We start from the raw sequence: 14,052 nt of genomic DNA, 5'->3' as shown, positions 1-14,052 counted from the left end.
TATTGGAAATAGTATCGATTCAGGTATTCAATCCATTCAGAAAGTGTTTGGGTGTTGAATGATGCATTTAAAGTTTAAGAATGCTAATACGATGTCGTATAGCATTGTAGAAATAAAGAAATTATAAATTGAAAGGAAAACAAGAAAATGTCTATTTTGCCAATTGGAACAATTGTTTATTTAAAAGAGGGGAGTCAAAAACTAATGATTCTCAATCGTGGGGTTACTATAGAACAGAATGGTGAAAATGTTTTGTTTGACTATTCTGCTGCTTTTTATCCAATGGGACTAAACCCAGAACAGTTGTTTTATTTCAATCGTGATGATGTAGATAAAGTAGTTTTTAAAGGCTATAGTGATGAAGAAGAAGAGCGATTCGCCGAAATTTATCAACGTTGGCTTGATGAAAATGCAACAACAATTAAAAAGGGTGTAACAAAATAATGTGCATCTGTAAAGATTATTGCAAAATATCACAATACTAAATAGAAATCAAAAATGAGGAGCTACTTTGACATTAAAGAAACTCCTCGTTTTTTTAGTTATTTTCCCATCATACATCTAAGTCCGTGTGACTATAAGCCAAAATTTATGATACCAAAATATAGCTTTGTTCCTATAGAATAGGAAGAAGGTTATTTTTGTATTGTGGTATAATAAACCAAGACATTTTTTACTTTTCTCATCTTCTCACGGTATTGCTCATGTGATATAATGGGATAAGGATTGTTCCTCATTTCAGACGAGTTTATGGATTTCAGGATAAGTTAGCAGGTGAGAAGAGTATTTCTGTTAGCCTCCTTCCTATACACCTGTTAACAGCTATCCACGATAAAAGGAGATTGTAGATTGGTTTTATTAGTATTAGGGATTTTGGTTTTGCTCATTCTAATCTTAAAAAGGAAACAGAAAACTGCTAAAAAATCTGAAGGAAATGCCAAGAAAAGAAATTGGCTATTAATAGGTTGCTTATCCATAGTGATTCCAATGGTAATCTTCACAGTGTTCAGTCCGATTTTTTCTCTAATGGATATGTGGGGGCTGTTTGCTCATGCAAGTCGAACTGAGATTGAGCAAGCTGTGCATCGTTCTTATCAAAATTACGGTCTTACAGGACAGTTTGAGTTAGAAAAATACGAGAAAAACTATACAAGCGTGGGAGGATTTATAATCAATGGTACCTATAGTGAAAATATAGCTGGAAAAACCTATCAGGTTAAAACTCGATTTAAATACTATACTCGTTTTTCGGAAATTAAAACATATGGAAAGACAGATGCAGAGGTTGATTACAAAAATGGTAAAAAAATTTATAATGTTTTCCCAGAATTAGCCTATTTAGGGATTGAGGTTAGTCCAGGCACCAGCGAGTTTTTAAAAAGCTTGGACAGTTCAATCAAAGATCCTAAACTGCCTGATTTGAAGTATCAAGGTATTGGTTTTGAATTTAATAACCAATCTGATAATATCTATCTTTATAATGAAATATTAGAGGAAAATCAAAGCAAGGGCCAAGCTCTGCAAGGAATGTATCCAATGGATGCTCAATATCTTTTCCAAAAAGAGATTTTTATACCGACATTTGAATTGCAGTATTTCGTTCCAAAAGAAAAAAGAGATCTCTTGTATGATGACTATCTTAAAGAGCTTGAAGCGCTCATGAAGGAATTTTTTGCCAACCAACCCCTACCACGCGGTCTTTATGCTGTCAAAATTGCTAAGTATAAAGAGGATAAACTTGTCAATGATAGTGGTGTATACTATGTGAAGATTGATAATCAGCAAGTTGTAAAGCTGTTGCAAAAATTAGAGTAGGAGTTGCTAGGTCTAGGTCAGTTTTTTGTGAATGAGGCATTTTTGATTTACAAATTTCAACAAGACATTAGCTAGCCTTGTTTCTGCTACTCTTTCAGTTTATTCTTCCACCTGAATGATGTTCAGGTGGTTTCTTTTGATTTTCTCGTCTTCTCACGGTATCACGCATATGGTATAATGGAGAAGGACATTTTCTTTTTATTTCTAGAAATTCGTATATTTTTTGAAAACGGACAAATGCTTTCAACAGTAGAAAGTATTTGAGGGGTCATCAACGTTGGGAGGCTTTGCAATGAAATTTTCGAAAAAAGCGGTGTTTATTGTCATGTTGGTTGGAGTTCTCTTACTGACGCCTTACCTAGCATATAAATACTATGTGAACAAATATGTTAATCCATACTCTACTTTTTTGTTTAAGAGAAAGATAGTGGATTACAAATATATCGAGGATGGGAAAGCTTTGGCGATTAAGTGGGACTATGATAATCCATTGGACTATTGGCTCGCATCACAGTCTACCTATGTTTATTGGGTTAGTCCTGTTGTCAGTCCAAATAAGATTGTTCAGGAATACAAAAGATTGTCGATGTCGTCTACCCAGCGAAATGAGCCTATTGAAGATGAATATTGGAAGATTACCGTCTATGATATAAAGACGAAGGACTTCCCCTCCAAAGACTATGATATTTTTAAAATGACTCGAGATTATGATTCAGACTATATCCCTACAGGGATTGCGACCACCATCTATACTAGTAAGGGACAGGAGCTTTTAGATGTTTATTTAAAAAATTCCAAAAATGGCTCCCTTATTACAAAGTCTATTGATTTGGATGAGGGGAAGATTGTGGAATTAGGTGAAGGAAAGGATTTCGAACAAATAAGTCGCTCAACCTCTTTTTCACATTTGTTACAGAACTCTTCTAATTACTTTATAAATAAATGGGAAATCGGAATCTTAAAAGAAGGAAAACTAGATAAAGATGCCCTTATCCGTCAAAAGTATCCTGAAGCAGCAAAACTTTTAGAAGATAATAATGGGTCAATTGTAGTCTTAGCTGATAAGCCAAGTATCGAAAACAATATGCCAATTTACCAGCTATTGTATAAGGAAGGGACGAATTTATTTGAAAATGTGAAAATTCCTGCGGAAAACTCAGTAGATGGGCAGGAGCATATTGTCAACAGTCAGGAAGAGTTTATTACATACTATCGTAATAAGGAAAAAGGGGACCCTAAGGCGAGAATGTAAACTCTATCTAGCGATATTTTACCTAAGAAGAGAAGGGGAGTTTTGTAATGATTAGTTTAGAGCTGTTGTCTGAAGAAAATAGTCTAGACGTTTATTCTTTTGAAAAAGAAAATCGAGAGTATTTTGAACGAAATTTACCTCCTAGACCAGCTAACTATTTTGATTTAGAATGTTTTAAAGAAATCACGAGGGAATTGTTAACGGAACAAACGAATCGGGCTGTCTACATGCATCTAATCAGAGATTCGCAAGGTGTTATGGTCGGGAGAATCAATTTAAGTGTCTTAGAGAATGATCGAAAAACAGCAGAACTTGGGTATAGGATTGGGGAAAATGTTAGCAACCTAGGTTATGCTAGCGAAGCGGTTAAACTCGTTTTAGACAAGGCCTTTACGACTTATGGTTTCAATAGAATCATTGCAGGAACAGCAACGGGTAATCTAGCCTCTCAGAGGGTGCTTATAAAAAATGGCTTCACCTTTAGTAGAATGATAGAAAATGACTTACACATTCATAATGAGTGGGTTCATACAGCAGTATTTGAGATAAGGAGGCCATAATATCATTATTTCCAGTCCACTGACAAGGTTAATGGAGTCATCAATCTTTACAGACATTCAAGAATGTTTTCTTGGATGTCTTTTTTGTTCAGAATAGATAAGTGGTGCTGTTTAAACTTGATTTTCCCAGTGGACAATCGTTCACTTTTTTTATATAATAAAACTAAACTAAATTGGTTGAGTTTTGAAAGTGTAAGCTTAACCATCAATGTGTCTTTCTAAGGGAGATAATGTCCATTAAAGCATCACACTAGGAGGTGAATCATGTACCAACCAGAAAAACTCAAGGCTCGTAGGAAAGAGCTAAAACTGACACAAAAAGAGATTGCAGAGGAATTAGGGATTAGTTTTCAGGCTTACTCGGCTTGGGAACGTGGAATTAAGGAACCATCCAAGGAGAAGGTTGCCCAGCTAGAAAATATTTTAAAGGTGGCAAAGGGATATTTCACTCAGATCGAGATTGTTCGCCTCTACAATAGCCTCTCCAAGCAAGGGAAGGACAAGGTTGTGCTTTATGCTCGCAACCTGGCTCAAGAAGAACAAACTCAGAAAGTGACGACCATACCAGAGCGTCTCTACGAGTATCATGTCTATGAACGCATGTCAGCAGGGATCGGGGCATCAGTCTACGGTGACCAGAATTTTGATACGGTTTACTTTAATGAGGAACTGGCCCACGATTTTGCTTCCTGGGTATCTGGGGACTCCATGGAACCTAAATATCAAAATGGTTCCGTGGCTCTGATTCGAGAGACGGGATTTGACTATGACGGGGCGGTTTATGCAGTGGTTTGTAACAACCAGACCTATATTAAACGGGTTTATCGGGAGGAAGATGGCTTGCGTCTGGTCTCTATCAATCCTAAATACAAGGACATTTTCATTTCCTATGAGGAAGATCCTCGTATTGTAGGGATTATAGTTGGGAACTTTGTGCCAATGGAGGGCTAGCCTATGGGCTACTTTGATTATTCCAGAGAGCCCAAGAGTGATATTGCCTTTGTTGATATGAAATCTTTTTATGCCAGTGTCGAGTGTGTGAAAAGGGGCTTGCATCCGCTGAAGACCTCACTTTGTGTCATGAGTCGCGCGGATAATTCAACTGGTCTTATTCTAGCCTCCTCTCCTACGTTTAAGAAGATTTTTAGCAAGTCCAATGTTGGTCGGGCCTATGATCTGCCTTTTGATATCAAAACGCGCAAATTTTCTTATTACAATGCTCGAAAGCAAGGCTTGCCTACTGACTCAGACTATGTTCGCTACATCGAAGATTGGGCTCAAGTCACCTTGATTGTGCCACCTCGGATGGACGAGTATATCGCAGTCAATATGGAAATCCAGCGAATCTTTCAAAACTATGGTAGCCCAGACGATATTTATCCCTACTCTATCGATGAGGGCTTTATTGACCTGACTAGTTCGCTCAACTATTTCATACCAGACAAGAATCTCTCTCGCAAAGACAAGCTGGATATGCTTTCTGCTCGTATTCAGAGGGATATTTGGAGGCAGACAGGGATCTACTCTACGGTGGGTATGTCCAATGCCAATCCCTTACTGGCCAAGTTGGCACTGGATAATGAGGCCAAGCACACCCCGACCATGAGGGCTAACTGGTCTTACCAAGACGTGGAAGAGAAGGTTTGGGCCATTCCCAAGATGACTGACTTTTGGGGGATTGGCAGGCGGATGGAGAAACGCTTGCATGCTCAGGGGATTTTTTCCATCAAGGAATTGGCCACCAGCAATCCAGACCAGCTAAAGAAAGCTCTGGGTCAGGCTGGACTGCGTTTGTGGTTTCATGCTAACGGGATTGATGAGAGCAATGTTCACAGGCCCTATAAAGCCAAGTCTCAGGGGTTGGGAAATTCTCAAATTTTACCGAGAGACTACGTGAAGCTACGGGATATTGAAATTATTCTCCGAGAAATGGCAGAGCAGGTGGCTATTAGATTGAGAAGGGCGGGAAAGAAAACAACCCTTGTCTCTATCTATGTCGGTTTCTCTAAACAGGAGGTTAGGCCGTCTATTCACACACAAATGAAGGTCGAACCGACCAACAATACAGCTGTCTTAACGGATTATGTTTTGAAGCTATTTCATAGTAAATACACTTCTGGAGCGGTCAGAAGTGTTGGAGTCAACTATTCAGGATTTGTGGACGGGTCCTTCGGCTTGATCTCTCTCTTTGATGATGTTGACAAGTTAGAAAAAGAAGAAAGGCTCCAGACAGCCATTGACTCCATTCGGGAACAATTTGGTTTTACCTCCCTCTTAAAGGCCAATGCACTGGAAGAAGCCTCTAGGAGTCTTGCTAGAAGCAAGTTGATTGGGGGGCATTCTGCTGGAGGATTAGATGGTTTAAAATGATTGATCGTTCTTATTTACCCTTTCCATCTGCGCGTGACTATCAAGATCCAGGGATGCAGAAGTGGATGGGCTTTTTCCTCTCAGAGCATACTAGTTCACTCGGTGAAGAGAAAAATCGGGTAGCTTTTTCGACGAGTTTGAATTCCGCTGAGAAGCTACTCTTGCTTTCGCAGCTTTATGTTGGGCAACTGAAGGGATGCTTTGTGGTCAAGGAAAGAAGGCATAAAACCACGATCATTGGTGAGGTAAGCGAATTATCACCTCAAACTCTATCTATTAGGACCAATGAGGGTTATAGGCTGATAGAGATCGTAGATGTCCTCGAAATTCGACTGTGGGAGGAGGGAGTGTATGACTAGAAAAGAGTTGTATGAAAACAAACTGCAGATGGATTATTTTTCAGATAGTTATATCCGCTTTGAAGAGGATTTTCAAAAATACTCTGCTATGAATGTACCACTGACTTTTTTGATCGATGACATCCTACGCACTATGGCGATGAATCAGAAGAACTACTTTGTTTTAAACAAGGAAAATGCCAAGGATGGGCGGGAGCATCGCTTTTATTTTAGGGTGGTGACGGAAAAAGAGTGTCCCAGAAATCGAACCTATGCATACGCTGGACTCAAAAATAGTAATCAGTAGATCTAGGTGTGGAAGAGGAAAGTCTGATTTATGAAAGATGGCTTGTGAGCGTCAGAAAATCTCATGGTATAGGAATTCGAAACACCATCTTTTATCTGTGGAGTTCTTGCAGAACTTATGATGGTAGTTCTGATGAGATAAGACAAGGGGGACTCTCTTTTTTGGATGAACGTTTATTTGAAATCGTAGTTAACTTTGAAAATACCTATCCTCAATGATAACCTTATTTTAGAATTTTATACCAAAACATCCATGTATATTTGTGGATGTTTTTTAATTTTACAGATAGAAAAAGAGAAGACCAAATGGTCTTCTCAACGGGGGAACTGAATCATTAGAAAGAATCAATCAAAGAGGGTTATTAGTCTTTGAAATTCTTTTGGAAAATGAGGAGAGACAAGATAGAAGTAATGGCTGCCAAGAAGAGGAAGGCACTTGCTTCTTGTTCCCCAGTTGCAGGGAGTAGTCTTTCCTTGTCTTCTTTGACTGTAGCTGTAACAGGAGCTTTTTCATCTTTTGCTGATGAATTGTCTGTTACGACTGGAGTTGGTTTTTCGGTCTCTCTTGGGACAACATACTCAGGAAGGGTCACAACTGGTGGTGCCTCTGTTCCTACTGAACTTTGTTTAGTACCCACCTCAATCACTCGATCTTGAGCTGGTGTTGCTTCTGTTTGGAGAACCTTGCGATTGTCACCTTCCACTTCAACATACTCGACTAAGAGACCGTCTTTCCCTTCTGATAGAACTTGCTCTTTTCCTTTGTCTAATTGTGGGTTTTCGCGACGAATCGTCTTGAACGGTACGACCTTATTGATGATTTCCAAGCTTGGAAGTGTAAAGACAAGGTCTTTTACCCCTTCCTCAGGACTTGAAGAAGTAATTGGTTTTTCAGGTTGAGCTGGAGTTTCCGGTTGAGCAGGTTTTTCCGGTTGAACTGGATTCTCAGGTTGAGTCGGATTTTCAGGCTCAGTAGGTTTCTCAGGCTGAACTGGCTTTTCCGGTTGCGTTGGAGTTTCCGGTTGAGCAGGTTTCTCAGGTTGCGCTGGAGTTTCCGGTTGCGCTGGTTTTTCCGGTTGAACTGGATTCTCAGGTTGAGTTGGTTGTTCCGGTTGCGCTGGTTTTTCAGGTTGAACTGGATTCTCAGGTTGAGTTGGTTGTTCCGGTTGCGCTGGCTTTTCAGGCTGAGCCGGAGTTTCCGGTTGAGTTGGTTTTTCAGGCTGAGCAGGTTTCTCAGGTTGAGCAGGTTTTTCAGGCTCAGCAGGTTTCTCAGGTTGCGCCGGTTTTTCAGGTTGAACTGGATTCTCAGGCTCGGCAGGTTGTTCCGGTTGCGCCGGTTTCTCAGGTTGAGCTGGCTTCTCAGGCTCAGCCGGTTTCTCAGGTTGAACTGGAGTTTCCGGTTGAGCAGGTTTCTCAGGCTGAACTGGATTCTCAGGCTGAGCCGCTTCGAGTTTGTTGATTTGTTCGAGAGCAGTTTCTAGCGCTTTATTGACTGCTTCCTGAGTTTTAGCTTCTTGGATTGCAGCAATGGCTTGGTCAGCAATTTCTAATAATTTCTTCTTAGCTTCCTTGTTGGATCCAAGCTCAGCGACTTTTTTCTCGATAGCTTTTGCCAAGCTGTCCATAGCCTTATCGTACTCAATTTCCGGTTGTTTCGGTTGAGCTGGTTGATCAGGTTTAGAAGGTTCTTCTGGCTGTTCCGGTTGCTCTGGACTAGGTTCCTCTTGGCCTCTTTGATAGTTCTCATCCTTGGATAGGATATCTTGTAGGGCACTGACTGTCAACATGACATCCTGAACATCCACTGCATCAGCACTGAGTTGGTTTCTCAATTTTTCTAGATTTGCTTGGAAAGCTTGGCGTGCAGTGGCCGTATTTTTCAAGCCTGCTGGATCAAAGTTTGAAAGATCGTCTTTCCATTTTGAGATAGACTGGATGATATCTGCCTTGCTGTAGAGTTCACTACCTTCGCCACGAGTGATGAATTGGTCTACCTGAATACCGATATTTTGAGACAAATCGTTTCGATCAGGATCTAGTTGAAGGGTGACTGCGTGCAAGTTTTCGTCCAGACCTTTTAAGCTAACCAGAGTTTGATTGCCTTGGCGTTGGGCTGCACGACCGCTAAAGTATTTCTTACCGTCAATAGTTGAAGCATTTCCCATGCCCTCTTGGTAAGGAACTTCTTTGCCATCTAGGAAGACTTTGTAGATACCATGATTTGGATCAACATAGCCCTTGATATCAAGTCCAGTACCGTAGAAGTAGGCTGTGACAGTTGTCTTTTTCTTTTGCTCGTCAGTTAAGCGTCCAAAAGATGCCCAAGACTCCGTTTTTTGGTACTTGTCTGCCGAATTGGTTTCATGGTGCCAGCCAGGACTATAATCCAACTGACTAGCTTGATCATCATAACTTGTTTGGTCCTTGATCAGCAATTCAGCTTTCATCACTTGGATGGTTGCATCTGTAGCAAAACCGAGCAGGGCACCATCAGTGACAGAAGTGAGCTTGGCTTTGAAGTCAAAGACAGAGTCGGCTTGTTCTGTAAAGTCAATCGTTGGGATGGTCACAGTCTTTTCTGTTTCTCCATCTTTAAAGGTCACATCTTGAGTTGTATCTTGGTAAACTTTACCGTGAACCCCAGTTCCAGGTTCTGTGATGAAGCGAACAGTAGCAGCCCCCTTGCTTCCACCAACACGTTTAATCTTAACAGTGACTGGTTTTCCTTTTTCGACTTCGTAGTTGGTAGACTCAAGTTCAAACATCCCTTTACTATCATTGTTTAGGGTGTAGATCCCTTCTGTAGCAATTGGTTCACCTGTTTTATTAACAAGGGTAATGGTATGTTGGCCAGGTGCTAAATCACCTGTCTCAAAGACTTTTTGGCTACGTTTACGGCTAGTGTTCTTAGTTTGCACATCCGCAACCTTTTGGCCATCAACGTAGACGGACATTTCTCCATGACCTGGGTCGACTGTAGAGACAACATAGGCCTTGGTTCCTGTGAAGGTATAGCTTACTTTGGCATCTTTTTGATTGGTCCACATAGAAGTGCCACGAACACCTTCAGATTCATTGTACCAAGTTGTACCAGCCTTGTCAGCGGTTGTATTTGAGTGGTATTCAAGTCCAAGAGGGTAGCCGTCTGTTTTTTCAATACTGCTTGGTGTCTTGTAGACTGAGAAGTTGTTCAAGATTGGAGTTGCTTGTGCTCCTGTGATGGTCACACGGATTTTTTGTGCTTCTACAGGTTGTCCTTGAATCAAACGACGGTAGCCTACTGTTGAACCTTCCCCATATGGAACCCAGCGTCCGTTGATTTCGACTTCAATCTTGAAACCAGAGATCCGTTGACCTTTGGCGATGTCTTCTTTGAGTTCGACAACGTCAAAGCGTCTCTTTTGTCCTAAATCGACTGTAAAGCTACCGGTTGTGGCATCATTTGAGAGCGCCCAGCTAGTATCATCTTTACCGTCTGTCAGGTGACTTTCCTTGTAGAGGTGGTTCTGACGAGTAGAACTTGCTGTTACAGTGGCCCCTTTGGCGAAGTCAGTCGCATACATTTGGTCTAGGGTTGCTTTGAACTCCTTCAAGCGAGCCACATCCGCATCTGCAAATTTTCCTTCTTTATTTGGTGGAATGTTGAGAAGGAGAGGGGTTCCACGACCAACAGACTTGAAGTAGATATCCATCAGCTCTTTGAGTGATTTCGGCTGTTGATTGTCATGGTAGAACCAGCCAGAACGAATCGAAACGTCAGCTTCCCCTACAGAGTACATATCACCATCTGGGTCACCATGGTTGAGGTATTCGTTTTTCACATCGTCTGTGATGTTAGCTCTCTTGACTTTATGCCAGACAGGGTCACCTGCGATACCACGTTCATTTCCGATCCAGCGAACGCTTGTCGGTTGAGCAGAGAAGATGGCGATATCTCCTTCAGCTTCTTTGATATATTTGAACCATTCATCAAAGGTATAGGTTACTTTTTGGGCACCGCTACCACGCGCACCGTCCATCCAAACTTCGATGAATTTCCCTTTATTTCCGTATTTCGGATTTCCAAGGATTTCTTTCAGTTGGTTGAGATAGTATTGGTTGTATTCTTTTTCGGTTGCGACATGGTATTTTGGATGATTAGCATCCCATGGTGATAGGTAAACACCCATATTCATGTCGTACTTGCTAGCAGACTTGGAAACTTCTTCGAGAAGGTCACCCTTTCCATCTTTCCATGGGCTAGCAGCTACGGTATGGTTGGTGTACTTAGATGGATAAGCAACGAATCCGTCGTGGTGCTTAACAACCATAATGGTTCGTTTGAAGCCCGTTTCCTTCAAAGTGCGAATCCACTGGTCAGTATCCAAGTTGGTTGGATTGAAGTATCGGGGGTCTTCTTTCCCATTTCCCCATTCAGAATTGGTATAAGTGTTCATTCCGTAGTGGATGAAAGCTGCCAATTCTTCCTTGTGGTAATCGAGTTGGGCCTTGCTTGGAAGAGGTCCATGATTGCCAATCTCAGTTTCTTTATCTTCTGGATGAGCGACTGGTGGAGTCGGTGTCGTTGGATTGGCTGTATCAGCGATTGGCTCGTATTCAAAGACGACCTCATTCACCCCTTTTTGCTGGATCCTTGCTTCCAAGCTAGCCTTAACTGGACGGTAGCCAGCAATGTCTTTTGCATGGAAGGTGTTGACAAAGGAAACATCATACTCTTGACCGTCATTGTTATCAACTGTCGCTTCCGCTAGTTCAGTAGCTGTTCCTTTTTGACGGTAGTAAACTTTGAAAGAGCCTTTGTTGACTTGATAGACCACTTTGATGACACGGGTACCGGCAGGTGCTTTGCTGACAACATTGTGCTCTTCAGCCCAAGTATCTTTTAGCTGTTTATTGACCGCTACACCATCAATGGATACAATTTCGTATTTGTCTTTATTATTCTGATAGAAGTCCGTCTTCTCGATTTCTTTTTTGAAATTGTAGTCAAATGGAGAATCAACAGCTGTCTGTTCGATAAAAGTATCATTATCTTTGACAGGATTTCCTTCTTCGTCTTCGTGTTGAATAACCACACGACCGTATTCAACTCCCTTGGTCAAGCTAGCAATCCCATCTTGGTTGAAGGAATATTCGTTGCTTCCGATAACAGCTGTTTCGTTCCGAAGCATGCGCCCCTCATCAGTAAAGTAGTAACGATTTCCGTTATCTCCTTGGTACCAGCCTTTCACACCATATTTGGCAATCATATCCTTCACCCATTTCAGTTGTTCAGGTGAAAGGACGAGTCCGCCACCAAAGCGATCCTTTTCAGGAACACCATTGTCAACGGTTCCGTGTTGGTGAACACCGAGAACTTTTCCTTGGCTATCGACAATCCCACCACCAGACAAACCAGATACAGAAGTGGTTTGGTAGGTGATACCGGTCGTTCCCTTATCATCATAGGACTCAACAGATCGGATAGTCCCATCTGCCTTGTAAAGTTGGCCAGCTAGGATAGGTTGTTTCAGTTCTTTTGAGCTCGAGTCTGTTGGGTAGCCAATCGTACTGATGGCTTCTCCCGGCTGATGTGTCTTGTGCTCCGCTAAAGGCGCAAAGGTTGCTGCTTTGTTTGGACTAGCAATCGGAAGAGGAATAGGAGCTTCTACAAGAGCAAGGTCGTTTTTATAGCCTTTTCCAAACTCCTTCTTGTTCCAGAAATGGATATCTTTTTCTCTGAATAAAACCGTAGTTCCAGAAGATGGAAGTGAATTTTTCTTTTCGCTGTTTGAACCAACGTTATAGTAGAACTGGGCAGATTTTCCACCACGAATATGACCTTCGCCAGTTTCTTTATTGGCCTCTAGGAAGTTATGAGCAACGGTAAGGATCAGGTTAGGTGCAACAAAGATACCAGATCCTGAAACGAGGTAGCGCTGCTCCCCTGCATTGTAAGTGCTGTAAACCATAGTAGCAGCAGTAGCAGGTTGTCCCTCGTAGTTGATATGTTTGAGGTCTTGTCCACCGTTAATGATGGCACGGTTTCCGTTCTCAGTTTCTTTTGGAGCTTCTTCCTTGTCCTTTAGAATGCTCTTAGTTTCTACCTTTGGACTAGCTTTCTGGTCAACGATAGTAGTCGTATCGAGTTCTTTGACAGGTGTGTCGGGATAGGCACGGTCCTGAATGTCTTCAGGGAGCAAGTCAGCACTGTTGGTATCGGCAGCAGGTGTTTCTTGTTTTTCAGCTTCTACACGGCCTTCTTCTTTGACTGGTTCAACCTTGGTCTCTTCTATATCTGCTACTTGTTTCATTTGCTGATCTAAATTGGATGTTGTGGCAGGAGACGTTTCGTCTGCACGCACGGTTCCAGAAGCAAAAAATGCCAGTCCGACGATAACAGATGCCACACCTACAGTCAACTTCCGAATGCTAAATGTTTGCCCTTTTTCAAAAAGGTATCGATTCATAATATACTCCTAGTTTTTAGAAAGGCAGTCAGCTACTGCCCAAGCCCAAGTCTGACTTGGTTACAACTTGATTTAATGAAAAAACTCTCTGATAATTTGTAAGCCACCTTACCTCCTATTTATAAAGCGCTTTCATTTTAAGATAAAAAAATTTAAAAGGTCATTTCTCCCTTAAAATGACTGAAAACTTTTAATATAACAAATATACTAAATTAATGAAAGAATTGCAATAGCAAAAAGCAAAAAAATAAATATAAATTAAAGAAAATCAGTTACTTTTTAAAGAAAAAACGCATCCTTTCAGGGCTCAAACTAAATGAAAGGATACGTTTTAAAAAGAAATTAAAGTATTTTTTGAAGAGACTCTTGGATGGTTTGTGGGTCTGTTTTGGAAGAGAAGCGCTCAAGGACTTGCCCATCTCGGCCAATGAGAAACTTAGCAAAATTCCATTCAATTCGTTTTCCTAGAGGACCAGATTTCTGGTCTTTTAGCCAAACATAAAGAGGATCTGCCTCCTTGCCGTTGACCTTGATCTTTGCAAAGCGAGGGAAAGTGGTCTGATAGTGTAGGCTGCAGAAGCTATTGATTTCCTCTGCGCTGCCGGGTGCTTGTCCCATGAACTGATTGCAAGGGAAATCTAAGATTTCGAATCCCTGATCTCGATAGCGTTCATAGAGTTCTTGAAGTCCCTGGTACTGGGGCGTTAAACCACATCCAGTAGCAGTGTTGACAATCAAGAGAACCTTGCCACGATAGCTATCCAGGGGAGTTGCTTGATTATTTTGGTTCAAAACAGAAAAATCATAGAGTGAAGTCATGAGAGCCTCTTTTCTTTTTCTACATTGTAACAGTTTTTACTATTTTCGTCGAGTCGGATGGGAGAGGTTGTTGAAAAAATACACAATTGTACATAAATCAGGACAAAATGATGCTCCTTTTATGAAACATGGTATAATAGGCC

General features: G+C 41.3%; 10 protein-coding genes. 8 read left to right on the top strand and 2 right to left on the bottom strand.

Going from position 1 to position 14,052, the window contains the following annotated elements:
* Positions 1-147: 147 nt before the first annotated feature.
* The 8 genes from HMPREF1115_RS02795 (at position 148) to HMPREF1115_RS02765 (ending at position 6,642) form a co-directional block, all read left to right on the top strand.
* On the top strand, positions 148-444 hold the full coding sequence (locus HMPREF1115_RS02795) for a DUF4176 domain-containing protein (protein ID WP_000025674.1): 297 nt from the start codon (positions 148-150) through the stop codon (positions 442-444).
* 405 nt (positions 445-849) lie between these two features.
* The gene (locus HMPREF1115_RS02790) at positions 850-1,815 is read left to right on the top strand and encodes a hypothetical protein (protein WP_000243689.1); all 966 of its coding nucleotides are present in this window, start codon (positions 850-852) and stop codon (positions 1,813-1,815) included.
* Positions 1,816-2,107: 292 nt separating this feature from the next.
* The gene (locus tag HMPREF1115_RS02785) at positions 2,108-3,067 is read left to right on the top strand and encodes a hypothetical protein (protein ID WP_000672554.1); all 960 of its coding nucleotides are present in this window, start codon (positions 2,108-2,110) and stop codon (positions 3,065-3,067) included.
* 47 nt (positions 3,068-3,114) lie between these two features.
* Positions 3,115-3,627, top strand: coding sequence for a GNAT family N-acetyltransferase (locus HMPREF1115_RS02780; protein ID WP_000624242.1), 513 nt, complete (start codon positions 3,115-3,117; stop codon positions 3,625-3,627).
* Between the two features lie 264 nt (positions 3,628-3,891).
* Positions 3,892-4,578, top strand: a complete 687-nt coding sequence (locus HMPREF1115_RS02775) for an XRE family transcriptional regulator (protein WP_000284664.1) — start codon at positions 3,892-3,894, stop codon at positions 4,576-4,578.
* 3 nt (positions 4,579-4,581) lie between these two features.
* Positions 4,582-5,997 (top strand): Y-family DNA polymerase, encoded by a 1,416-nt coding sequence (locus tag HMPREF1115_RS02770; RefSeq protein WP_000540283.1) that lies wholly within the window; start codon positions 4,582-4,584, stop codon positions 5,995-5,997.
* On the top strand, positions 5,994-6,356 hold the full coding sequence (locus HMPREF1115_RS0101970) for a hypothetical protein (protein ID WP_000567203.1): 363 nt from the start codon (positions 5,994-5,996) through the stop codon (positions 6,354-6,356). Before HMPREF1115_RS02770 ends, HMPREF1115_RS0101970 begins: the two co-directional genes overlap by 4 nt.
* Positions 6,349-6,642, top strand: a complete 294-nt coding sequence (locus HMPREF1115_RS02765) for a DUF5960 family protein (protein WP_000196998.1) — start codon at positions 6,349-6,351, stop codon at positions 6,640-6,642. The genes HMPREF1115_RS0101970 and HMPREF1115_RS02765 overlap by 8 nt, the downstream gene beginning before the upstream one ends.
* A gap of 361 nt (positions 6,643-7,003) precedes the next feature.
* On the opposite strand, the gene HMPREF1115_RS02760 is transcribed toward HMPREF1115_RS02765, so the two are convergent.
* Entirely contained in the window at positions 7,004-13,090 is a 6,087-nt protein-coding gene (locus HMPREF1115_RS02760; RefSeq protein ID WP_001083120.1) for an alpha-L-fucosidase, read from the bottom strand.
* Between the two features lie 342 nt (positions 13,091-13,432).
* Entirely contained in the window at positions 13,433-13,909 is a 477-nt protein-coding gene (locus HMPREF1115_RS02755; protein WP_000203070.1) for a glutathione peroxidase, read from the bottom strand.
* Positions 13,910-14,052 lie beyond the last annotated feature (143 nt).

This window comes from Streptococcus oralis SK610 (genome assembly GCF_000257455.1).
In the GTDB taxonomy this organism is placed as follows: Bacteria; Bacillota; Bacilli; order Lactobacillales; family Streptococcaceae; genus Streptococcus; species Streptococcus oralis_CB.
Note: the sequence above shows the minus strand (reverse complement) of the source record. Positions and strands in the feature narration are given on the sequence as shown.